At 68.4% G+C, this 22,077-nt stretch carries 16 protein-coding genes; 9 read left to right on the top strand and 7 right to left on the bottom strand.

Annotated features, from left to right (window positions below; genetic code table 11):
- The first annotated feature begins 181 nt into the window (after nt 1–181).
- Nucleotides 182–2,593, top strand: a complete 2,412-nt coding sequence (gene rpoD / locus L1Z78_RS08080; RefSeq protein WP_234641017.1) for an RNA polymerase sigma factor RpoD — start codon at nt 182–184, stop codon at nt 2,591–2,593.
- A gap of 109 nt (nt 2,594–2,702) precedes the next feature.
- Here the strand turns inward: rpoD and L1Z78_RS08075 are convergent, their stop codons facing one another.
- Nucleotides 2,703–4,211 carry a PLP-dependent aminotransferase family protein gene (locus L1Z78_RS08075; protein ID WP_234641016.1) on the bottom strand — a complete coding sequence of 503 codons (1,509 nt, stop codon included), beginning with the start codon at nt 4,209–4,211 and terminating at the stop codon, nt 2,703–2,705.
- Nucleotides 4,212–4,354: 143 nt separating this feature from the next.
- On the opposite strand from L1Z78_RS08075, the gene gabT reads away from it, so the two are divergent.
- The 3 genes from gabT to L1Z78_RS08060 all read left to right on the top strand — a co-directional run bounded on the left by gabT (nt 4,355) and on the right by L1Z78_RS08060 (nt 8,188).
- Entirely contained in the window at nt 4,355–5,647 is a 1,293-nt protein-coding gene (gabT, locus tag L1Z78_RS08070) for a 4-aminobutyrate--2-oxoglutarate transaminase (protein WP_234641015.1), read from the top strand.
- Nucleotides 5,648–5,666: 19 nt separating this feature from the next.
- Complete coding sequence (locus L1Z78_RS08065) at nt 5,667–7,124, top strand: NAD-dependent succinate-semialdehyde dehydrogenase (RefSeq protein ID WP_234641014.1); 1,458 nt, start codon at nt 5,667–5,669, stop codon at nt 7,122–7,124.
- A gap of 101 nt (nt 7,125–7,225) precedes the next feature.
- On the top strand, nt 7,226–8,188 hold the full coding sequence (locus L1Z78_RS08060) for a ketopantoate reductase family protein (RefSeq protein ID WP_234641013.1): 963 nt from the start codon (nt 7,226–7,228) through the stop codon (nt 8,186–8,188).
- On the opposite strand, the gene L1Z78_RS08055 is transcribed toward L1Z78_RS08060, so the two are convergent.
- From L1Z78_RS08055 to L1Z78_RS08030, 6 genes are all read right to left on the bottom strand, one after another.
- Complete coding sequence (locus L1Z78_RS08055; RefSeq protein WP_234641012.1) at nt 8,176–10,371, bottom strand: TonB-dependent receptor domain-containing protein; 2,196 nt, start codon at nt 10,369–10,371, stop codon at nt 8,176–8,178. The genes L1Z78_RS08060 and L1Z78_RS08055 overlap by 13 nt on opposite strands.
- 199 nt (nt 10,372–10,570) lie before the next feature.
- Entirely contained in the window at nt 10,571–11,953 is a 1,383-nt protein-coding gene (locus tag L1Z78_RS08050; protein ID WP_234641011.1) for a sulfite reductase subunit alpha, read from the bottom strand.
- 45 nt (nt 11,954–11,998) lie between these two features.
- On the bottom strand, nt 11,999–13,078 hold the full coding sequence (locus L1Z78_RS08045; RefSeq protein ID WP_234641010.1) for an FAD:protein FMN transferase: 1,080 nt from the start codon (nt 13,076–13,078) through the stop codon (nt 11,999–12,001).
- Nucleotides 13,079–13,095: 17 nt separating this feature from the next.
- The gene (locus tag L1Z78_RS08040; protein WP_234641009.1) at nt 13,096–13,914 is read right to left on the bottom strand and encodes a DUF4198 domain-containing protein; all 819 of its coding nucleotides are present in this window, start codon (nt 13,912–13,914) and stop codon (nt 13,096–13,098) included.
- Between the two features lie 31 nt (nt 13,915–13,945).
- Nucleotides 13,946–14,473, bottom strand: a complete 528-nt coding sequence (locus L1Z78_RS08035) for a DUF2271 domain-containing protein (protein WP_234641008.1) — start codon at nt 14,471–14,473, stop codon at nt 13,946–13,948.
- Between the two features lie 20 nt (nt 14,474–14,493).
- A complete protein-coding gene (locus L1Z78_RS08030) occupies nt 14,494–15,132 on the bottom strand; it encodes a PepSY-associated TM helix domain-containing protein (RefSeq protein WP_234641007.1) in 639 nt (212 codons plus the stop codon).
- Between the two features lie 199 nt (nt 15,133–15,331).
- Here L1Z78_RS08030 and L1Z78_RS08025 point away from each other — a divergent pair, with 199 nt between their 5' ends.
- The 5 genes from L1Z78_RS08025 (at nt 15,332) to L1Z78_RS08005 (ending at nt 22,001) form a co-directional block, all read left to right on the top strand.
- On the top strand, nt 15,332–15,892 hold the full coding sequence (locus L1Z78_RS08025; RefSeq protein ID WP_234641006.1) for a sigma-70 family RNA polymerase sigma factor: 561 nt from the start codon (nt 15,332–15,334) through the stop codon (nt 15,890–15,892).
- Nucleotides 15,889–16,887, top strand: coding sequence for a FecR domain-containing protein (locus L1Z78_RS08020; RefSeq protein ID WP_234641005.1), 999 nt, complete (start codon nt 15,889–15,891; stop codon nt 16,885–16,887). The genes L1Z78_RS08025 and L1Z78_RS08020 overlap by 4 nt, the downstream gene beginning before the upstream one ends.
- Nucleotides 16,888–16,991: 104 nt before the next feature.
- Nucleotides 16,992–19,490, top strand: a complete 2,499-nt coding sequence (locus L1Z78_RS08015; protein ID WP_234641004.1) for a TonB-dependent siderophore receptor — start codon at nt 16,992–16,994, stop codon at nt 19,488–19,490.
- 264 nt (nt 19,491–19,754) lie between these two features.
- The gene (locus L1Z78_RS08010; protein ID WP_234641003.1) at nt 19,755–20,792 is read left to right on the top strand and encodes a Bug family tripartite tricarboxylate transporter substrate binding protein; all 1,038 of its coding nucleotides are present in this window, start codon (nt 19,755–19,757) and stop codon (nt 20,790–20,792) included.
- A gap of 141 nt (nt 20,793–20,933) precedes the next feature.
- The gene (locus L1Z78_RS08005; protein ID WP_234641002.1) at nt 20,934–22,001 is read left to right on the top strand and encodes a Bug family tripartite tricarboxylate transporter substrate binding protein; all 1,068 of its coding nucleotides are present in this window, start codon (nt 20,934–20,936) and stop codon (nt 21,999–22,001) included.
- Nucleotides 22,002–22,077: the final 76 nt, after the last annotated feature.

The raw sequence follows: 22,077 nt of genomic DNA, 5'->3' as shown, positions 1-22,077 counted from the left end.
CGTGATTGGCAGCAACTGCACGGCCCAATATCCCGCAAGGACTGCACACCAAATGTTCGCCCAGACATCTTGCCTGGATTTTTTCTGCTTCCCTGGCGGGCACAGCATGTCCGCGCGCGCCTCGCCGGCGCTTGTTTGAGTTTCCGTTTTGTGTGTGTTCGCTCCTGACCGTGAGGTGTTCATGCCCGTTTCAAAGTCCGTGAAGTCCAAGCAGGCCCCCGAAGCTCCAGCGAAGCCCAAGACTTCGACACCCTCTTCAGCCAAGGCCGCTGCAGGATCGAAGAGCGCCGCATCTGCGGCCAAAGCAAAGAAAGATACCGACGTGGTTACCAAGTCACAAGCCGAACTCAAAGCCATGGCCGACGAGCTGCTCGCCGCCGCGACCCCCAAGCGCGGCCGCAAGAAGGCCGCCGAAGGCGACGACGCCCCCGCACAGACCGAGAAGAAGCCCGCAGCCGCCAGGAAGGCCCCCGCCAAGGCGGCAGCCGCCCCTGCCACCGCCAAGGTGCCAGCCAAGCGCGGGCGCAAGCCCAAGGCCAAGGAATCCGACGACGACATGGACGATGCCGACCTGTCGGACATCGACAGCGACCTCGAAGGCGACGGCGAAGGCGAGAGCGAGGTGGAGATCGAGGTGGAGGCCGAGTCCTCCTCGACACCCGCCGAGAAGGTCAAGCCGCTGCGCATGAAGATCAGCAAGGCCAAGGAACGGGCCTTGATGAAGGAATTCGGCCTGGACGAGACCGTCCTGACCGAAGAGGAAATGTCCACCCGCCGCCAGCGCCTGAAGGCGCTGATCAAGCTGGGCAAGACCCGCGGCTACCTGACGCACAGCGAGATCAACGACCACCTGCCCGACAAGCTGGTCGATGCCGAGACGCTGGAAGTCGTGATCTCCATGCTCAACGACATGGGCGTGGCCGTCTACGAGCAGACCCCCGACGCGGAGACCCTGCTGCTGAACAACACCGGCCAGTCCGCCACCACCGAAGAGGAAGCCGAGGAAGAAGCCGAGGCGGCCCTGTCCACGGTGGACTCCGAATTCGGCCGCACCACCGACCCCGTGCGCATGTACATGCGCGAAATGGGCACGGTGGAGCTGCTCACGCGTGAAGGCGAAATCGAGATCGCCAAGCGCATCGAAGGCGGCCTGATGGACATGATGGAGGCGATTTCCGCCTCCCCGGCCACCATCGCCGAGATCCTGGCCATGTCCGAGGAGATCCGCGAGGGCAAGGTCGTCATCTCCACCATCGTGGACGGTTTCGTCAACGCCAACGAGAACGACGACTATGTGGCCGAGGAAGACTTCGACGAGTACGACGAAGAGGACGATGACGACGGCAAGGGCGGCTCCAAGGCGCTGACCAAGAAGCTCGAGGAACTCAAGAACGAGGCGCTGCGCCGCTTCGACGCCATGCGCGAGAACTTCGACAAGATGCACAAGGTGTACGACAAGGAAGGCTACGGCACGCCCACGTACATGAAGGTGCAGAAGGCCCTGACCGAAGAGCTGATGACCATCCGCTTCACGGCCAAGACCATCGAGAAGCTCTGCGACCTCGTGCGCGCCCAGGTGGACGACGTGCGCAAGAAGGAACGCGAGCTGCGCAAGATCATCGTGGACAAGTGCGGCATGCCGCAGGAAACCTTCATTGCCCAGTTCCCGCCCAACCTGCTGAACCTGCAGTGGGTGGTGCAGCAGGTCGCGGCCGGCAAGCCCTGGAGCAACGTGCTCGAGCGCAACATCCCGCCCGTGCAGGAGCTGCAGCAGAACCTGATCGACCTGCAGTCGCGCGTGGTCGTGCCGCTGGACGAGCTCAAGCGCATCAACAAGCGCATGAACGACGGCGAGCGCGCCAGCCGCGATGCCAAGAAGGAGATGATCGAGGCCAATCTGCGCCTGGTGATCTCCATCGCCAAGAAGTACACGAACCGTGGCCTGCAGTTCCTGGACCTGATCCAGGAGGGCAACATCGGCCTGATGAAGGCCGTGGACAAGTTCGAATACCGCCGCGGCTACAAGTTCTCGACCTACGCCACGTGGTGGATCCGCCAGGCCATCACGCGCTCGATCGCCGACCAGGCGCGCACCATCCGCATCCCGGTGCACATGATCGAGACCATCAACAAGATGAACCGCATCTCGCGCCAGCATCTGCAGGAGTTCGGCTTCGAGCCCGACGCCTCCATCCTGGCCGCGAAGATGGAGATCCCCGAGGACAAGATCCGCAAGATCATGAAGATCGCCAAGGAGCCGATCTCCATGGAGACACCGATCGGCGACGACGACGACTCCCACCTGGGCGATTTCATCGAGGACACCAACAACACCGCGCCCGTGGATGCCGCCATGCAGGCCGGCCTGCGCGACGTGGTCAAGGACATCCTCGACGGCCTGACCCCGCGCGAAGCCAAGGTGCTGCGCATGCGCTTCGGCATCGAGATGTCCACCGACCACACGCTGGAGGAAGTGGGCAAGCAGTTCGACGTCACGCGCGAGCGCATCCGCCAGATCGAAGCCAAGGCCCTGCGCAAGCTCAAGCACCCCAGCCGCTCGGACAAGCTGCGCAGCTTCATCGACTCGCTGTAAGCGCCTGGCATGCCGGCCCCGACCGGCAGCAGCCTCCCATGCAAAAGCCCCGCACTTCCGTGTGGGGCTTTTGTTTTATGCGGCGCCGGAGGGCGACGAAGTCCTGGAGTCAGGCACGCGCCACCCGGCTTGCACGCAGCACCGCCAGCATCCGGAAGAACGCCGTACCCATTTCATGCTCGGCCACACAGGCGTAGCCCAGCAGCAGGCCGTACCGCTTGCCAGGCCCTGCGTAATAGCGCGAGAGCGGCTTGACGAGAACATCGGCCTGCCGAAGGTCGCGGGCCAGCGCCACATCGTCCTGCAAGCCCGGCAGCGGCATGACGAAGTGCAGACCCGCATCGCTTTCCACCCAGGGCAGGTAGGCAGCGCCCAGGTAGCGCTCGATCAGGCCCAGCAGCATCCTGCGGCGCTTGCCGTAGAGCAGGCGCATCTTGCGGATGTGGGCGGCGTAATGGCCTTCGCCGATCAGTTCGGCCACCACGTGCTGGCTGAGCTGATGGCCTTCACGGTACAGTTCGGCATGCAGCGTCTGCAACGCCGGCCCCAGGGAGGGCGGCAGCACCATGTAGCCCATGCGCAGGCCCGGGTACAGCGTCTTGCTGAAGGTTCCGATGTAGATCACCGGTGCGTCCTCCTCCATGCCCTGCATGCTGGGCACGGGGCTGCCCGAGAAGCGGAACTCGCTGTCGTAGTCATCCTCGACGATCCAGGCACCCACCCTGCGCGCATAGGCAATCAGCGCACGGCGCCGCGCCATGCTCATGACGGCTCCCAGCGGATATTGGTGCGAAGGCGTGACGAAGATCAGCCGGGGCACGGGCAGGCCTTCGGGCAATTGCATGCCCTCCTCGTCCACGGGCACGCTGCGCATGTCCAGCCCGTGCTGCATGCGCAGCACATTGGCGATGCCCCAATATCCAGGCTCCTCCATCCAGACACAGTCACCGGGATTGGTCAGGCTGCGCACCACCAGATCGATGGCCTGGTGCACCCCCTCGGTGACCAGGATCTGCCCGGCCTCGCAATGCACCGAGCGCGCCACCCGCAAATGTCCGCTCAAGGCCTGCTTGAGCGGGTCCACGCCGCCACGCGTGCCGTAGGTCAGCAATTGCGGACCGGCGTGGCGCAGCAGGCGGTGATGGATGCGGGCATAGACGGCGCGCGGGAACAGGGTCACATCGGGAACGCCAGGCATGAAGGCGCCCCACTGCCTGTCGGAGGCCGAGGCGTGCGCCAGCAGCGCCTCGGCCTGCCGGGACAGGCCTGCCAGGCGTTCGGTCGGCCCGGTGCCGCGCACCGAGGGCTTTCGTCCACCGGTAGCCAGCAGGGCCGAGGGAAGGATGTCCGCCACATAGGTGCCGCTGCCCACCTGGCCATGGACATAGCCCTCCACCTGCAACTGCTCATACGCATGGTTGACCGTGTTGCGCGAGACCGCCAGTTCCCGTGCGAGGTCCCGCGACGCGGGCAGACGGCTGCGCGGCCCCAGCGCACCGCTGTCTATGACATGGCGGATGGCATGGTAGAGCCGGCGATTGAGCGGGTCGCCTTCAGCGCCCATGTCCCGCCAGCCCATCTGCTGGATGAGGTCCGTGCATACGGAGGGTTTTGCCATGCCTGTGCCTTGTGCCTGCCTTGTGTCTTTCCTGCGCCGATGGAGCCCTGATTGGACCCATCATTCTTCCGATAACTGGACCCATTCGAGGATCCAATCGGCACTATAACTGGAGCCTTCCCAGCCACACCGGAGACTCCTTCATGTCCACCAACCAGCAACTCCAGAACCGCCGCATCGCCGCCATGCCCCGTGGCGTGGGCGTGATGTGCGGCTTCCATGCCGTGCAGGCCGACAACGCCCTGCTGACGGATGCCGAAGGCCGCCAGTACATCGACTTCGCCGCCGGCATCGCCGTGCTCAACACCGGCCACCGCCACCCGCGCGTGGTGCAGGCGGTGCAGCAGCAGCTCGAACGCTTCACGCACACGGCATTCCAGATCGTCCCCTACGAAAGTGCCATCGCACTGGCCGAGCGCATCAACGCGCTGGCCCCCATCGACGGCCCCGCCAAGACAGCTTTCTTCACCACGGGCGCCGAGGCCGTGGAAAACGCCGTCAAGATCGCGCGCAACGCCACGGGCCGCTCCGCCGTGATCGCCTTCCAGGGCGCTTTCCACGGCCGCACCCAGCTGGGCATGGCGCTGACGGGCAAGGTGGCACCCTACAAACAGGGCTTCGGGCCCATGCCGGGCGAGGTCTTCCATGCGCCCTTCCCCAGCGTGCAGGCCGGCGTGAGCGTGCAGCAGTCGCTGGATGCCATCGCCATGCTGCTCAAGACCTCGGTGGATCCGCAACGGGTGGCCGCCATCATCGTGGAACCCGTGCAGGGTGAGGGCGGCTTCAATCCCGTGCCCGCCGCCTTGTTCGAAGGCCTGCGCGCCCTGTGCGACCAGCACGGCATGCTGCTGATCGCCGACGAGGTGCAAACCGGCTTCGCGCGCACGGGCAGGCTGTTCGCCATGGAGCACCACCGCGTCAAGGCCGACCTGATCACCATGGCCAAGAGCCTGGGCGGCGGCCTGCCGATCTCGGGCGTGGTGGGCCGTGCCGCCGTCATGGACGCGCCGGCCCCCGGCGGCCTGGGCGGCACCTATGCGGGCAATCCGCTGGCGGTGGCGGCGGCCCATGCCGTGCTCGACGTCATCGACGAAGAGCAGCTGTGCCAGCGCGCCCAGGTGCTTGGCGACCGGCTGCGCGCACGGCTGCATGCCCGCCAGAAGCAGGATGCCGGCCTGGCCGAGGTGCGCGGACTGGGATCGATGCTGGCCGTGGAACTGCGCGACCCGGGCACCGGCGCACCCGACGCGCAGCGCGTGTCCGCCATCGTCCGGCACGCGCAGGAGCAGGGCCTGCTGCTGCTGACCTGCGGCCTCTACGGCAATGCCATCCGGTTCCTCTACCCGCTCACGATTGCGGACGCCCTGTTCGACGAGGCACTGGACATCATCGAGCAGGCCATCGTCCACACCGCCCCCCAGACAGTCGCCGCATAAACCTGTCCCAAGAGTCCCCATGAATCTTTCCCTGCAACGCCCCGATCTGTTCCGCCAGGCCTGCCTGCTCGCCGAAGGCTGGCACCCCGTGGGATCCGGCCCGGCCATCGATGTCTTCAATCCCGCCACAGGCGAGCGCCTGGGCCGAGTGCCCGCACTCACCCAGCAGGACACCACGGCCGCCATCGCCGCAGCCGAGCACGCCCTGCCCTCCTGGGCCGCCCTGACGGGCAAGCAGCGCGCCGCCCTGCTGCACCGCTGGTTCGAGCTGATGCTGGCCCACCAGGAGGACCTCGCACGCCTGATGACGCTGGAGCAGGGCAAGCCCCTGGCCGAGTCGCGTGGCGAGATCGCCTATGCGGCCTCCTTCATCGAATGGTTCGCCGAGGAAGGCAAGCGCGTCGACGGCGAACTGCTGCAATCCCCCAATGCCGGCCAGCAGTTGCTCACGCTGCGCGAGCCCATCGGCGTGTGCGCCGCCATCACGCCCTGGAACTTCCCGGCCGCCATGATCACGCGCAAGGCCGGCCCCGCCCTGGCCGCCGGCTGCACCATGCTGGTCAAGCCGGCCGAGAGCACGCCGTTCACGGCGCTGGCCCTGGCGGTGCTGGCCGAGGAGGCCGGCATTCCCGCCGGCGTGTTCCAGGTGCTGACGGGCCACCCGCAGGCCGTGGGCCAGGCGCTGACCGAAAGCCCCGTCGTGCGCAAGCTCAGCTTCACCGGCTCGACCGCCACGGGCCGGCTGCTGATGCGCCAGTGCAGCGACACGGTCAAGAAGCTGTCGCTGGAGCTGGGCGGCAACGCGCCACTCATCGTCTTCGATGACGCGGACCTGGACCAGGCCGTGGCCGGCATCGTCGCCTCCAAGTTCCGCAACGCGGGCCAGACCTGCGTCTGCGCCAACCGCATCTATGTACATGACCGCATCCACGACGAACTCGCGCGCCGCCTGGCGCTGGCCATGGCCGGGTTCAAGGTCGGCAACGGGCTGGAGCCCGGCGTGACGCATGGGCCGCTGATCAATGAGGCCGCCGTGCAGAAGGTGGAAAGCCATGTGGCCGACGCGCTGTCCAAGGGCGCACGCCTGCTGGCCGGCGGCAGGCGCCCCGTGCCCGGTCAGCTGTTCTTCGAGCCCACGCTGCTGGCCGACGTGGACGACAGCATGCTGGTCTGCGAGGAAGAGACCTTCGGCCCGCTGGCGCCGCTGTTCCGCTTCCATGACGAGCAGGAGGTGGTGCGCCGCGCCAACGACACCATCTACGGCCTGGCCGCCTATCTGTTCACCAATGACCATCGCCGCATCTGGCGCGTGTCCCGAGCGCTCGAATACGGCATGGTGGGCATCAACACCGGCCTGATCTCCAACGAGGTCGCGCCCTTCGGCGGCGTCAAGCAGTCAGGGCTGGGCCGGGAAGGCTCGCGCCACGGCATCGAGGAATACCTGGAGACCAAGTACCTGTGCCTGCAGACGGCATGAGCCACGAGCCACGGTAGGCGGCCCCACAGGGAAGACGGCATGGGCCTTTGATGGAGGCTTGGCTAGACTGGACACCCTTCCAGGCTCATGCGACCTCCACCATGGACTCTTCTTCCGCCACCGCCACCACCGCGCCGCAGTTGCGCATCGCCGTCATGGGCGCAGGCGCCGTGGGCTGCTATTTCGGCGCACTGCTGGCGCGCGCCGGTCACCAGGTCACGCTGATTGGCCGTCCCGCCCATGTGCAGGCCGTTCAGCAGCATGGCCTGCGGCTGCAGACGGCGGCGCTGGACGTGCAGGTCCCCATGCAGGCATCGACCGAGGCCAGCGCCGTGCGCGATGCCGATGTGGTGATGTTCTGCGTCAAGTCCACGGCCACCGAGGAGGCGGCCCGCGAGATGCAGCCGCACCTGGCGCCGGGCGCCCTGGTGCTGACCATGCAAAACGGCGTGGACAACGACGAGCGCGTGCGCGCCGTGCTGGGCTCGTCCGTGGCCGTGGCGGCCGCCGTGGTCTATGTGGCCACGGCCATGGCCGGTCCCGGCCATGTGCGCCACTTCGGGCGTGGCGAGCTGGTCATCGCGCCGTCTGCACTCAGCGAACAGGTGGCCCTGCAATTTGGCGCGGCGGGCATTGCCGTGCAGGTATCGCCCGATGTACGCGGCGCGCTGTGGGCCAAGCTGGTGATCAACTGCGCCTACAACGCGCTGTCGGCGCTGTGCCAGCTGCCCTACGGCCCGCTGGTGCAGGCGCCCGGCGTGGCGGACGTGGTGGACGACGTGGTGGCCGAATGCCTGGCCGTGGCAAGGGCCGACGGCGTGGCCCTGCCCGGCGACGTGCCCGCTGCCGTGCGGGGCCTGCCGGCCACCATGCCGGGCCAGTTCTCGTCCACTGCCCAGGACCTGGCGCTGGGCAAGCCCAGCGAAATCGACCACCTGAACGGCTACGTGGTGCGGCGCGGCGAGGCCCTGGGCGTGGCCACGCCGCTGAACCGTGCGCTGCAGGTGCTGGTCAGGCTGGCACCGTCACGCGGACAGACCAGCCCTGCATCTCAGAACTCGTAGTTGGCCGAAACCCAGAGACGGCGGCCTTCCATGTTGTTGACGTAGCGGTTGCGCCATTCCACGGTGGGGCGCTGGCCCGGCACCGTGTACGGCTGGTAGTCCAGGAAGTCCTTGTTGAACAGGTTGTAGATGGCCGCGTTGATGGTGAACTGCTTGTTCACGCGGTAGCTGCCGCCCAGGTGGAACTGGGTGTAGGGCTTGAAGTCACCCAGCACGGCCTTGGCCGCCTGGGAGCCGGCGCTGGTGCCGGGATCGCGGAAACGCTCGCTGCGATACTCGGCGCGCAGCCACAGGTTCCACTGGGCGCCGGGCGCCCAGTTCAGGCGGGCGTTGAGCGCGTGCCTGGGCGTGTCGGTCAGCGGGCGGCCCTGGTTGGGGCCGCTCTTTTGCTCGCTCTTGGTGAAGGTGTAGTTGGCCGTGGCGTTCCAGCCCTGGGCCAGCGGCACGCGCGTGCTCAGCTCCAGGCCGCGCGTGACGGCCTCGTCCACGTTGATGGACTGGCCGAAGGTATCCACCAGGGGCCATGTGCCGAAGCTCACGCAGCCAGGGCGATTGGGGGCCGCAGCAAAGTCGCAGTTGAGCAGGCCAGGCCCGCTGGTGATCTTGTCCTTGAACTCGTTGTTGAACACCGTGGCGCTGGCCGCAAAGCCCGTGGGGCTGTCGAAGTACACGCCCAGCTCGGTGGTGCGACTGGTCTCGGGCTTGAGATTGGGGCTGCCCACCAGCGGCAGACGGCCCTGCTGGCCGAAGCCGTTGATGCCGGGCGCCAGCTGCTCCACGCGCGGCGTCTTGTAGCCGTTGCTGATGCCGCCCTTGACCGTCCACTGCGGCGCGGCGTTCCAGACGCCGTAGATGCGCGGGCTGAGCTTGCCGCCGAACAGGCTGTGGCGGTCGTAGCGGGCGCCCAGCGTGAGCTTGAAGGCATCGGTCAGGCTCCATTCGTCCTCGGCAAACAGGGCCTTCTGCGTGAAGGCGAACTTGCTCGGCGCCACACCGTCCTTCATCTCGGCATCCCACCACTGGCCGCCCAGCGTGGTCAGGTGGCTGCCCCAGGGCAGGACGAGCTTGCTGTCCAGCACCTTGCTTTCCACTTCCAGCGTGCGCGCGGCGCCCGGCGTCGCACCCGGCGTTCCCGGAGGGATGGTGCGGCCCAGGGTCTCGGTGCGGTTGACCATGAAGCTGGTGTCCCAGGTTCCGAAGCCGTAGCGGCCGGTATGGGCCAGCGTGAACTGGTCGCGGTTGTATTTCTGCTCGGGGCCGTAGCCTCCCTGCAGGCCCAGCGTACCGAGCTGGCCGCGCGAGTTGTCATAGGTCTGGCGGCCCGCATCGATGTCCAGCGTGATGTCGTGATAGCGGTTGGGCGTCAGCGCCAGGCGCATGCCCAGGCTGTCCACGTCGGACTTGACGGGGTTGCCGCCCATGGTGACCGGGACCAGGCCGTTTCCGGAGGGCATGAAGATCTCGGAGGCGCCGCGGCGCTGCATGCTGCCCCACACGGACAGGCCCAGCAGTTCCTCCTTGATCGGGCCGCTCAGGTAGAACTTGCCCGACTTCACGTCGCCGAACTCCGACTCCTGCTGCAGCGTGTAGTCGGCGCTGACGCTGCCGCTCCAGGTCTTGCCGACCTTGCGCGTGATGATGTTGATCACGCCACCCATGGCGTCCGAACCGTAGAGCGTGGACATGGGGCCGCGGATGACCTCGATGCGCTCGATGGCGCCGAGGGGCGGCATGAAGCTGGTCTGGGTCTCGCCGAAACCGTTGGGCGTGACATTGCCGGCCGCGTTCTGGCGGCGGCCGTCGATCAGCACCAGGGTGTAGTCGCTGGGCATGCCGCGCATGCTGATGTTCAGGCCGCCGGTCTTGCCGGCCGCAGCGCCCACGTCGATGCCCTCCACGCTTTCGAGCGCGTCGGTCAGGCTGCCGAAGCGGCCCTTGGCCAGTTCCTCGCGCGGGATGACGGTGATGGAGGCCGGCGCCTCCTTGATGTCCTGCTCGAAGCCCGAGGCGGAGACCACGACTTCACGCAGCTCGGTGGCCGATGCACCATGGCCTTGCGCCTGGCCTTGCGCCTGGGCTTGAGCTTGGGCCGATGCGGCGCCGGCCGCGCAAATGGCGGCGACAAGAACGGCAAGAGAGGAAGGACGCGACGGAAGAACTCCGTGCACAGGGCGGTTCGACATGCAGACACTCCAGAAACGGAAAACGGGCCAGGGGCCCGTACAACTCGCTTTGAAATGTTTGGTTATGCGATGCGAAGGGGATATGTAACGAAATTATATAAGCATTGAGAATCATTTTCATTCTCATGCCGGCCATAGGCAGACTCTGTAGCAATAAAGCGACGCCTGCGGGAGAGACCGTGGCCGCGGCACGGCGCCATCAATAGACATCGCGCCGGTAGCGGCCGCTGCGCAGCAGTTGCTCCATGAGCGCTTCGCCCAGCAACTCGTGCAAGGCCTGGTCCACCCCCTGGGCCATGCCCTGCAGGCTGCCGCAGACGTAGATGGCGGCGCCCTGCCCCACCACCCATTGGCGCAGTTCCTCGCCCGCCTGGCGCAGCCGGTCCTGCACGTAGACGCGGCCACCCGCATCGCGGGAGAAAGCCAGGTCCAGGCGCTGGAGCACGCCGCCCTGCTGCCAGGCCTGGAGCTCGTCGCCGTACAGCAGGTCGTGCGCGGCATTGCGTTCACCGAACAGCAGCCAGTTGGGGCCGGCACCCATGGCCGCGCGTGCGCGCAGGTGGCTGCGCAGGCCGGCCAGGCCCGTGCCGTTGCCCACCAGCACCAACGGACGCCGCCGGTTCTCCTCCAGCCGGAAATTGCGGTGGGCACGCAGGCGCATGGACACGGCTTGGCCGACCTGCGCGCCCTGCGTCAGCCATCCCGAGGCCAGGCCCGGCGAGCCATCGTCGCGCCGCGCCTGGCGCACCAGCAGGTGCACGCGGCCGTCTTCGGCGATGGAGGCGATGGAGTATTCACGCGGGTGCTGCGGATCCGAAGGCGGGCAGACCTGGACAAGGTCACCAGACTCCCACTGTGCGGGCTCCGCAGAAGGCGGCGGCTGCAGCTCGATGTGGAAGACGGCCTCGCCCGCGCTGCCGGGGTTCATGTGGCGGCGCGCGGCCAGCGTCCATTCACCGAAGACGGGCGTCTCCCAGGCCGGCATGTCGCCCAGGCTGCTGACCTGGGTCAGCTGGTGCTGCCAGGCCGTCAGCGCCTCCTGCGCGCCATTGTCCATGTCGACGCGCTCGAACCAGGGCCTCGCGCCACCCTCCTGCAGCCAGGCATCGAGCGCGCGGCCGAAGCCACAGTACCGCGCGTACTGGCGGTCACCCAGCGCCAGCAGGCCGTATTGCAGATGGGACAGATCCAGGCCGGTGCCCATGATGCGTGACAGGAAGAGCGACGCGTTGTCGGGCGGGTCCCCCTCGCCATAGGTGCTGGCGATGAACAGCGCACGTTGCGTACGTGCCAGCAACGCGGCATCGACGGCATCCAGCGCGCACAGGTGCACGCTTTCGCCGGCCGTGTGCAGCAGGCGCGCCGTCTCGCGCGCCAGTTCCTCGGCCTGCCCGGTCTGGCTGGCGTAGGCCACCAGCAAAGGCACGGTGCCTTCGCGTGCGCAGGCCAGCTCGGCGGCCTCCTGGCGCGCGCGCTCGCGCTGGCACCGCTGGCGCCACCAGATGGCGGCGCACATGGCCGCATAGAGCAAGACCAGGGCGATGGCTGCAAGAACACGCAGCCCGGGTTCGGACAAGGACATGGCGGAAGCCGGAAATCTACGGCACGAAAAAAGAAGACGCAGTGCTCATGGCATCTGCGCGGCAAAGGCCGATGTCATCGCCACAGCCGGACCCTGCGGCGTGCGCTCGCACAGCAGTGCCGCCACGCCGCGCTGTTCGGCGAAGTCCAGACCCTGGCGCGGCCCCAGCACGGTGAGCACGGTGGCCAGGGCATCGGCCTGCATGCACTCGGCATGCAGCACGGTGACGCTGGCCAGCGCATGGGCCACGGGTTCGCCGCTGCGCGGATCGATGGTGTGGGAGTAGCGACGCCCGCCCTGCTCGAAGGCATGCCAGTGGTCACCCGAGGTGGCGATAGCCATGTCCTTCAAGGCCAGCGTCATGGGCACACCCTGGTCGGCCATGCCGGCCACGGCCACACGCCAGGCCTGCCCGCCGGGCCGCCGGCCTCGTGCACGCAACTCCCCGCCGACTTCGACGAGGAAGTCCGCATGGCCCAGGGCCGCGAGCCGCTCGGCCACGAGGTCCACCGCATAGCCCTTGGCGATGCCGCTGAAGTCCACATGGACCGCTCCGGGCTGCAGCGCGCGGCCCCGGGGCCTGTCGAGCGCAATGCGCTGCCAGCCCACGCGCTCGCGCGCCCGCCGCAGTGCCTGCGCATCGGGAATCTCTGCGACATGCTCCTGCCGCGCGCGCGGACCGAACCCCCACAGGTCGACCAGCGGACCCACGGTCGGGTCCCAGGCGCCGCCGCTGGCACTGGCCCAGTCGCAGGCGCAGGTCAGCACGGCGAAGAATTCAGGGGGCAGCACATGCCAGCTGCCTGCCTCGGCGCGGTTGAAGCGCGAGAGGTCGGAGTCCTCCTCCCAGTTGCTCATCTGGCGCACGACCAGGGCCAGCGCGTCTTCGATGGCCTGGCGCGCCGCGTCCAGCGGCAGGAAACCGGGGTTGTGCAGGCGCACGCTCCAGGTCGTGCCCATGGCCTCGCCCGCGAGGGTCTGCAACGCGGCCGGGTCGGCACGGCGCAGGACCCCGGCCCCGTAGCCGCCCGAGGCAAAAGACGCCGCACCGCCCGCCGGGGCCGGCGCGACAGGGCCCCGGCCCGCGCCGCCCTGGAGCAGGGCCGGCGCGAAGCGCACGCGCATGGGCGGGGCCGGCGGGGTCAGGGCAGGACCTCGAAGGTGCCGACGTAGGACAGGCGGCGTTCCTTGGCCTGGGGCAGCGAGGTCTTGTCGTCCTGGGCATCGGCGTCCACCCAGTACATGCCGGCGCTGGGCCAGGTCACGCTGAACTCGCCCTTGGCATCGGTGGTGGCCTTGATCTCGCCCTTGCTGTCGCGGTAGCGCGTGGCGCCGGGCACCAGCACGACTTCGAGGTTGGCGGCGGGCTTGCCGTCCACATGGAAGGCGAACGTGGCCTTCTCGCCCTTGACCAGGTCATTGGGGTGTGTGACGGCCACCAGCTCCAGCCCCTTGCCCGAGGGCTTGACCGCGCTGGGCTTGCCCACGGTCACGAAGGTCTCGATACGGCCCACGGACTGGGTCACCTTCAGGTCCTGCGCGTCGGCGGGCACGTCGGCCGCGAACTTCTCGGGGGAACCGCGCCAGCGCCGGTTCTGGCCCGTGGCCTTGTCCTTCCAGGAGGCGAACAGGCCGTCGTTGACGATGGCCAGGCGGTAGGTGCCGGACTGCTGGAGGTCCAGGTCGAACACGCTGCGCAGCTTGCCGCGGTGGGCATTCTGGGGCGCCACGGCCGAGCCGTCGGGCGCGGAGACCACCAGGTTGTCCAGGCCCAGCGGCACGTGGTTGAAGAAGAACAGGTCGTTGGAGACGGCGGCATCCACCGTGATCCACTCGGCCTTGGACAGCACCGTGGTCGAGGGCAGCAGCCACAGGTTGTGCGCCTGGGCGGCCTGGAAGGCGCCGCAGGCGATGGCCAGGCTGGCGGCCAGGCGGACGGCGAAGCGGGTCTTGGACTTCATGAAGGTTTCCTCTCTTCGTTGGTGGTGGGGTTCAAGGCTTGAGTTCGACGCTGATCTCGCCCAGCTCGCTGCTGCCCTTTGCGCCCAGCTTCTCGGCCTTGGCGGCCGGCCAGGTGAAGGGCACGGTGACCACTTCACGGCCGCCGACCTCGCGTGCGGCCTCGACCACGAGTTTGTATTCGCCGGGCGGCAGCTTGGCCAGCGGGTTGCTGCCTTCGGTGAAGCTCAGCTGGTGCTTGCCCACGGGGCGCGTGGGGCTGGTCACGCCATCGATGGGCAGGGTGAGGTCGCGGCCCGTGCGGCGCCACCACTGGCGCATGTCCTTGAGCCACTTCGTGCCCTCGGCATTCTTCATCTTCACGTCGTACCAGACCGACAGCGTGGTGGCGACGCTCGCATCGGGGCGCTCGATCCACACGGCCACATAGGGGCGGTGGTATTCGGCAACGTCCAGGCGCGGCACTTCCACGCCCACGTTCAGGCCGGCGGCAAAGGCCGGCACCGCGCCCAGGCAGGCGCCGAGCGCCATGGTGTAGCGCAGGCAGAGATGCGGATTCATAGGCAAGGCTCTTTCGGTTCTCAGTGGATCAACAGGAGGGCCAGCAGCATGGGGATCACCAGCCCCATGCCGACCATGGGCCAGGTGAAGGGACGGTTGCCCGCGTGCATCTTGAGGATGAACAGGCCCGTGATGGTGAACACCAGGCAGGCTGCGGCGAAGATGTCGATGAACCAGCCCCAGGCCGCGCCCGTGTTGCGGCCCTTGTGCAGGTCGTTCAGGTAGGCGATCCAGCCCCGGTCGGTGCGTTCGTATTCGGCCTCGCCATCGGCCAGGGCCACGCGCACCCAGGCGTCGCCGCCGGGCCGGGGAAGAGAGACATAGAGCTCGTCGGCCGTCCACTCGGCCTCGCGGCCTTCGGCCTCCAGCCCCCATTGGCCGCGCACCCAGTCGGCGAACGGAGCGGGCACGGGAGCGCGGTCGCCCGACTGGCCTGCCTGCTGCGCGACCAGCTGGATGCGCAACGCGTCGGGAATGGACGCCTCGCCACGCACGATGCGCGGCCTGGACTCGATCTGCCCCGCGTGGTTGAGCGTGAACCCCGTGACGGCGAACAGCAGCATGCCGATCAGGCACAGCGCGGAGCTGACCCAATGCCACTCGTGCAGTGTCTTGAGCCAGTAGGAACGGCGCCGAGGGTCCGGTTTGGGGGAAGTCATCGCAACAGAAAAGGCGGCAGCACCACAGGCAGGCAACCATCACGGGTATGGCCACGGGCACATGGAAAGGAAAAGGCCGAGGGATTCTACAGCCAGCAAATAAGAATTGATCGCATTTACACAAGCTTTACGGGCCCAATCGTCCCGAGCGCCATGGGAGGTCGCGCCATGTCGGCATGATGACTCGCTTAAAATAAGAATGCTTATCAGTTGCATCTCACTCATCGACCGTCTCCATCGCCACGCCGTCCCCTCCTCCGTGACTCCCCACCAGGCCCTGACCCATCTCTACCAGCAGCACCATGGCTGGCTGCGCACCTGGCTGCAGCGCCGCCTGGGCCATGCGGGCGACGCCGCCGACTTCGCCCAGGACACCTACGTGCGCGTGATCGAATCGCGCACCGAGCTGTCGCAGATCCGCGAGCCCCGGGCCTTCCTGACCACGGTGGCCAAGCGCGTGGTGGCCAACCACCTGCGCCGCAGGGAAATAGAGCGCGCCTACCTGGACATGCTGGCACACCAGCCCGAACCGCTGGCCCCCTCGCCGGAAGAACGCGCCATCGTGCTGGAGACACTGTGCGAGCTGGACCGCCTGCTCGACGGCCTGCCGCCCAAGGTGCGCGCCGCCTTCCTGCACGCACAGCTCGACGGCATGGCCTATGCCGAGATCGCCCGGCGGCTGCAGGTCTCGGTCAGCTCGGTCAAGCAATACATGGCGCGCGCCATCCGCCACTGCTATTTCCCGGACCGGACCCCATGACGCAGCACAGGCAGGCCGACAGTGCAGCCCGCCCCGATGCCGCGCTACCACCCGAAGTGGTGGACAGCGCGGTGGACTGGCTGGTGCGGCTGTGGTCGGGAACGGCCACCGACACCGAACGGGCGCAGTGGCAGGCCTGGCGGGCCGCCCATCCGCTGCACGAGCGCGCCTGGCAGCGCATCGAGGCCACGGATGCCCGGCTCAGAGGCCCGCTCAGCGGCGAGCTGGCCTCGGCCACGCTGTCGCGCAGCCGCAGGGCGGCACAGTCGCGCCGCAAATGGCTGGCCGGCATGGCGGGCCTGGCCAGCGCAGGCACCCTGGCCTGGAGCGTGCACGGCGGCCGGACCTGGCAGGCCTGGACCGCCGATGCCAGCACCGCCACGGGCGAGCGGCGCCAGATGCAGCTGCCCGACGGCACACGCCTGTTCCTCAACACCGGCACGGCCATCGACCTGGCCTATGACGACCGCCAGCGCCGCGTGCTGCTGCTGCGCGGTGAACTGCTGGTCACCACCGCCCACGACACCGCCGCGCCGGCACGCCCCTTTCTGGTGGAGACGCCGGCGGGCAGCCTTCGCGCGCTGGGAACGCGCTTTTCGGTACGCCATGGCGCGGACACCGGAGACACACGGTTCACCGTCTTCGAGGGCGCGGTGCAGGCGCGCAGCCATGCGGGCGCCACCTTGCGCGTGAACGCCGGCGAAGCCGCCCGCCTGACCGCAACCCAGGTCCGGCCCGACGGGCCAGCCGGCGAGGGGCCGGGCTGGGATGAGGGCGTGATCGTCGCCTCGGACATGCGCCTGGACGCCTTCGTCGCGGAACTGCGCCGCTACCGGCCCGGGCTGATCACGCTGTCGCCCGAGGTGTCCGCACTGCGCCTGTCGGGCGTCTTCCCGCTGGACGACACCGACCGCATCCTGCAGTCGCTGGTGCAGGTACTGCCCGTGCGCGTCCACGTACCCGTTCGCTACTGGGTGCGCATCGGCCCGGCGTGACGCGGGCCTGCACCTTTTCGGGTTTCGCGTGACAAGCAGGGTGAGGCGCCACATCGCGCCGCCGAACACCGCCCTTTCCCTCTTGTTTCACCGAACGGACGACCATGCCCGACCTCCACCACCCGCACCGCAGCCCTGCCTGCACGACCCGCTCCGGCGCACGTCCGGCTCCATCCGCGCCGGCCGCCGGCCTGTCCGCAATGGCCCTGGCGCTGGCCACCGCGCTGGCCACCCTGGCCGTACAGCCAGCGCCCGCCCATGCCCAGGCGGTGGGTGAGCGCAGCCAGTCCTACGATATTGCGGCCGGTCCGCTGGAGGCAGCGCTCACGCGCTTCGCCAAGGCCTCGGGCGTGCTGCTGGCCTATACGCCGGATCTCGTGCGCGACCTGCACAGCCCCGGCCTTCAGGGCAGCCATGCGCCCTCCCAGGCACTGGCCCTGCTGCTCACGGGCACGGGCCTGTCGGCCGCCAGCACGGGCAACGGCAGCTTCACGCTGCGCCGCACCTCCCCACCGGCCGTCACGCCGCAGGGCGCTGCCGCAGGAGCCACCACGCTGGCGGAGGTGCGCGTCACGGCCAAGGCCGAACTCGGCAGCAGCACCGAAGGCACGGGCGCCTACACCGCCACCGGCCCCAGCAGCACGGCCACGGGACTGGGCCTGTCACTGCGCGAGACGCCGCAGTCCGTCAGCGTGATGACACGCCAGCGCATGGATGACTTCAAGCTGGAGACGCTGACCGATGCGCTGGAGCAGACACCCGGCGTGGCCGTGGTGCGCCAAAGCGACATGACCACCTTCAACGTGCGCGGCTCCACGGTCAACCTGCAGACCGACGGCAGCCGCCAGCTCAGCAACGGCTGGGGCTGGAACACCCACATCATGTATTCGCTGGACGACCTGGCCGAGATCGACCGCATCGAGGTACTCAAGGGCTCGTCGGGCCTGATCAACGGCGACGGCGCCTATGGCGCCACCGTGAACCTGATCCGCAAGCGCCCCACGCGCGACTTCCAGGCCAGCGTGATGGCCGGCGCGGGCAGTTGGGGCACCTACCGCGCCGATGCCGATATCGCGGGCCCGCTCAATGCCGACGCCAGCCTGCGCGGCCGCCTCGTGGCCTCGCGCAAGAGCGGCGACAGCTTCCGCGACCACCAGCACAGCAACAGCTCCATGCTCTACGGCACGCTGGAGTACGACCTCACGCCCGACACCCTGTTGAGCGCCGGCATCACCTACCGCCAGCGCGAGCTGCGCGGCTCGGGCGGCACCACGCCGATCCAGGGCTACACGGGCACCGGCCAGTTCGTCGGCTGGATGCCGCGCTCGCTGAACATCGCCGCTCCCTGGTCGGGCTACGAGCAGGAATCGCTCAACGGCTTCGCGCGCCTGGAGCATCGCTTCGCCAGCGGCTGGAAGGCCAGGCTGCAGATGTCGCATGAAACAGTAAAGACGCCGGACATGCAGATCGGCCTGCTGCGCTATGCCCTGCCAAGCTCGGCCCAGTTCGCGGCCTACAAGGACATCCACTCGCGCAACCAGAACGTCAGCATCGACCTGCAAGGACCGTTCACGCTGTTCGGGCGCGAGCACGAACTGCTGGTCGGCGCAGGGGCCGCCCGCAACCGCACCACGCTGCTGCGCGGCGCGCGCCCCGGCCTGAACCTGCCCGAGGTGGATTTCACCCAGGGTGGCGGCGCCATTCCCGCGCCGGCCGACAACATTCCCTACTCCAACGACCTGTTCAGCAACCGACGCAGCTATCTCTACAGCGCGGCAAGGTTCCATCTTGCCGACCCCCTCAAGCTGATCGCGGGCCTGCGCGTTACCAACTACGACCAGAAGGATGTCACCGACATCAGCTGGTACAACTACCAGCTGCGCGAGCACGGCGTGGTCACGCCCTACGCCGGCCTGGTGTATGACGTGAGTCCGAACATCTCGGTCTATGGCAGCTACGCCAGCATCTTCAAGGCACAAAGCGCCAAGGACCTGCAGGAGCGCACCCTGCCGCCCGAGGAAGGCCTGACCTACGAGATCGGCGCCAAGGGCGAGTTCTTCGACAAGCGCCTGAACGCCAGCATCGCCCACTTCTGGATGCGCACCGACAACACGGCCGTGGAAGACGGGCTGATGCCCGGCGGCGACACGGCCTACCGCGCCGTCCAGGGCGCACGCAGGCGCGGCTTCGAGCTGGAGCTGTCGGGCGAGCTGGCCAGGGGCTGGCAGGCCCAGGGCAGCTACGTGACCATCAACAGCAACCTGGACAACGCCTCCACCAGTCCGCGCCACCAGTTCAAGCTGGGCACCACCTACCGCTTCGCGCAGGGCTCGCTGTCCGGCCTGACCGTGGGCGGCGCCGCACGCTGGCAGAGCGCCATCTCCACGAGCCGGGGCGAGGCCACGCTGCGCCAGGATGCCTTCTGGGTGCTGGACCTGATGGCGCGCTACCAGATCAACCGCCAGCTCAGCGTCTCGGCCAACATCAACAACCTGCTGGACAAGCACTACTTCGCGGGCGTGACCAACTTCAACGCCCAGGGGCTGTACTACACCTGGGGGGCGCCGCGCAGCGTCAACGTGAGCATGCGATACGACTTCTGAGGAGGATGCGGGCCCTGCGCTGTCGTGCATGGCCAACGCCCATCCGGCGCAATGTGTGCAGACAAGCCCCGCGGTGGCTCAGGACTCCCGCACCAGAATGCAGGTCCATGGCCCCGCGCATTCGTGTGACGGAAGCCATCCCCGGGGCCATCGCCCCGGTGGACGTGCCACCAGACATCGCGCCGACATCCGAGCATGTTCACTGGCCCCATCAGCCCCGCCTGCCGCCCTGGGCACCGCAGCCGCGAACCGATTGGAGACAACATGCGCCTTGCCCCCGACCCGCCATCCGAAGCGTCCGCCGGGCCTGCGGCGCGGGATGCCGCACCGCCCCGCCGCCGCCTGCTCGCCCAGGGCGCGGCCCTGGCCGTCCTGTGCTCGCCGCTGGCCCGGCCCGCGACCGGCGCCGCCCGGCGCGTGGCCTCCAGCCTGCGCATCGTGATCCCGGCCAATGCCGGTGGGGGCTGGGACCAGACCGGCCGCGCCCTGGGCGCGGCCCTGGTGGCCTGCGGCGCGGCCGAGCGCGTGGAGTACGAGAACGTGGGCGGCAAGGGCGGCACCATCGGCCTGGCCCGGTTTGCCGAACGCCATGGCGATGATCCCGATGCACTGCTGATCGGCGGCATGGTCATGGTCGGCGCCGTCGCGCTGCAAAAGCCCGCCGTCAACATGTCGCACATACAGCCGATTGCCCGGCTGACCAGCGACTACCTGGTCGTCGCCGTGCCTGCGGATTCGCCCATCCGCAATGCCAGGGACCTGGTCGCGGCGCTGCGCGCCGACCCGGCCCGCCAGTCCTTCGCAGGCGGCTCGGCCGGCGGCGTGGACCACATGTTTGTCTACCTGCTCGCACGCGCAGCCAAGGCCGACCCCGCGCATCTGGTCTACAAGCCGTTTCCCGGCGGCGCCCAGGTGATCGAGGCCCTGCTCAAGGGCGATGCCCGCATGGGTGTCTCCGGCTACAGCGAGTTCAGCGAGGCACTGGCCGGCGGCAGGCTGCGCGCCATCGGTGTATCCGCGCGCCGCGAACTGTTCGGCCTGCCCTCCTTTCGCAAGCAGGGCCTGGACGCCGACATGGCCAACTGGCGCGCCGTCTTCACGGGCAGGCAGGTGGGCGCGGCACGCGTCCAGGCCCTGCTGGACGCCGTGAAGCAGGCCACGCAGCACGACAGCTGGCAGCGCGCGCTGCGCCACAACCGTTGGGAGCCCTCCTGGCAGGCCGGCCGCGACTTCAGCAGTTTTCTGGAGCAGGAACACACCATGGCCAGCGCCATGACCTATCTGCTGAAGCTCAGGAACTGAGGTGGCACTATGGCAGACCGCGCAACCTGGCGGTGGCGGGCGGTACTGCGTTGTGTCAAGCAGCTGACGCATATGCTTACATAATCTGCCTTTCTGATTCATTTGCGCCCACAATGGCGCGCGAACCCGATTGGAGACTGCATGCGCCTTCCGAGCTTTTCGCAAACCACCGCCAACGCCACCGGTGGCCCGCGCCCGAACCGCCGCCAGATGCTGGCCCAGGGCGCTGCCCTGGCCATGCTGTGCTCTCCGTTGGCCCAGGCCGCGCCGCCAGCGGCCGCGCCTGCTGCCCATGCGCCGCGCGCTGCCGGTGGAGCCCAGCGCGTGGCCTCCAGCCTGCGCATCGTGATCCCGGCCAATGCCGGTGGGGGCTGGGACCAGACCGGCCGCGCCCTGGGCGCGGCCCTGGTGGCCTGCGGCGCGGCCGAGCGCGTGGAGTACGAGAACGTGGGCGGCAAGGGCGGCACCATCGGCCTGGCCCGGTTTGCCGAACGCCATGGCGATGATCCCGATGCACTGCTGATCGGCGGCATGGTCATGGTCGGCGCCGTCGCGCTGCAAAAGCCCGCCGTCAACATGTCGCACATACAGCCGATTGCCCGGCTGACCAGCGACTACCTGGTCGTCGCCGTGCCTGCGGATTCGCCCATCCGCAATGCCAGGGACCTGGTCGCGGCGCTGCGCGCCGACCTGGCCCGCCAGTCCTTCGCAGGCGGCTCCGCCGGCGGCGTGGACCACATGTTCGCCGGCCTGCTCACACGCGCGGCGAAGGCCGCGCCCGAGCATCTGGTCTACAAACCGTTTCCCGGCGGCGCCCAGGTGGTCGAGGCCCTGCTCAAGGGTGATGCCCGCATGGGTGTCTCCGGCTACAGCGAGTTCAGCGAGGCACTGGCCAGCGGCAAGCTGCGCGCCATCGGCGTGTCCTCGCGCCGCAGCCTGTTCGGCCTGCCCTCCTTCCGCGAACAAGGCCTGGACGCCGACATGGCCAACTGGCGCGCCGTCTTCACGGGCAAGCAGGTGAGCGCGGCACGCGCCCAGGCCCTGCTGGGCGCGGTGGAGCAGGCCACGCAGCACGACATCTGGCAACGCGCACTGCGCCAGAACCGTTGGGAGCCCTCCTGGCAGGCCGGCCGCGACTTCAGTGGCTTCCTCGAACTGGAGCACACCACGGCCAGCGTCATGACCTATCTGCTGAAACTCAAGAGTTGAGGCTGTTCGCGGCCCTCGATGCGCGTGGCGGGACTGCAACACAGGTCCGGAAATCAGCGTATTCCTGTAGCGTGGG

The organism is Delftia tsuruhatensis, from assembly GCF_903815225.1.
Lineage (GTDB): Bacteria > Pseudomonadota > Gammaproteobacteria > Burkholderiales > Burkholderiaceae_C > Comamonas > Comamonas tsuruhatensis_A.
Note: the sequence above shows the minus strand (reverse complement) of the source record. Positions and strands in the feature narration are given on the sequence as shown.

Coding starts and splice junctions, on each gene's coding strand:
- rpoD (WP_234641017.1), top strand. CDS start 182: ATGCCCGTTTCAAAGTCCGTGAAGTCCAAGCAGGCCCCCGAAGCTCCA.
- L1Z78_RS08075 (WP_234641016.1), bottom strand. CDS start 4,211: ATGGCAAAACCCTCCGTATGCACGGACCTCATCCAGCAGATGGGCTGG.
- gabT (WP_234641015.1), top strand. CDS start 4,355: ATGTCCACCAACCAGCAACTCCAGAACCGCCGCATCGCCGCCATGCCC.
- L1Z78_RS08065 (WP_234641014.1), top strand. CDS start 5,667: ATGAATCTTTCCCTGCAACGCCCCGATCTGTTCCGCCAGGCCTGCCTG.
- L1Z78_RS08060 (WP_234641013.1), top strand. CDS start 7,226: ATGGACTCTTCTTCCGCCACCGCCACCACCGCGCCGCAGTTGCGCATC.
- L1Z78_RS08055 (WP_234641012.1), bottom strand. CDS start 10,371: ATGTCGAACCGCCCTGTGCACGGAGTTCTTCCGTCGCGTCCTTCCTCT.
- L1Z78_RS08050 (WP_234641011.1), bottom strand. CDS start 11,953: ATGTCCTTGTCCGAACCCGGGCTGCGTGTTCTTGCAGCCATCGCCCTG.
- L1Z78_RS08045 (WP_234641010.1), bottom strand. CDS start 13,078: ATGCGCGTGCGCTTCGCGCCGGCCCTGCTCCAGGGCGGCGCGGGCCGG.
- L1Z78_RS08040 (WP_234641009.1), bottom strand. CDS start 13,914: ATGAAGTCCAAGACCCGCTTCGCCGTCCGCCTGGCCGCCAGCCTGGCC.
- L1Z78_RS08035 (WP_234641008.1), bottom strand. CDS start 14,473: ATGAATCCGCATCTCTGCCTGCGCTACACCATGGCGCTCGGCGCCTGC.
- L1Z78_RS08030 (WP_234641007.1), bottom strand. CDS start 15,132: ATGACTTCCCCCAAACCGGACCCTCGGCGCCGTTCCTACTGGCTCAAG.
- L1Z78_RS08025 (WP_234641006.1), top strand. CDS start 15,332: ATGCTTATCAGTTGCATCTCACTCATCGACCGTCTCCATCGCCACGCC.
- L1Z78_RS08020 (WP_234641005.1), top strand. CDS start 15,889: ATGACGCAGCACAGGCAGGCCGACAGTGCAGCCCGCCCCGATGCCGCG.
- L1Z78_RS08015 (WP_234641004.1), top strand. CDS start 16,992: ATGCCCGACCTCCACCACCCGCACCGCAGCCCTGCCTGCACGACCCGC.
- L1Z78_RS08010 (WP_234641003.1), top strand. CDS start 19,755: ATGCGCCTTGCCCCCGACCCGCCATCCGAAGCGTCCGCCGGGCCTGCG.
- L1Z78_RS08005 (WP_234641002.1), top strand. CDS start 20,934: ATGCGCCTTCCGAGCTTTTCGCAAACCACCGCCAACGCCACCGGTGGC.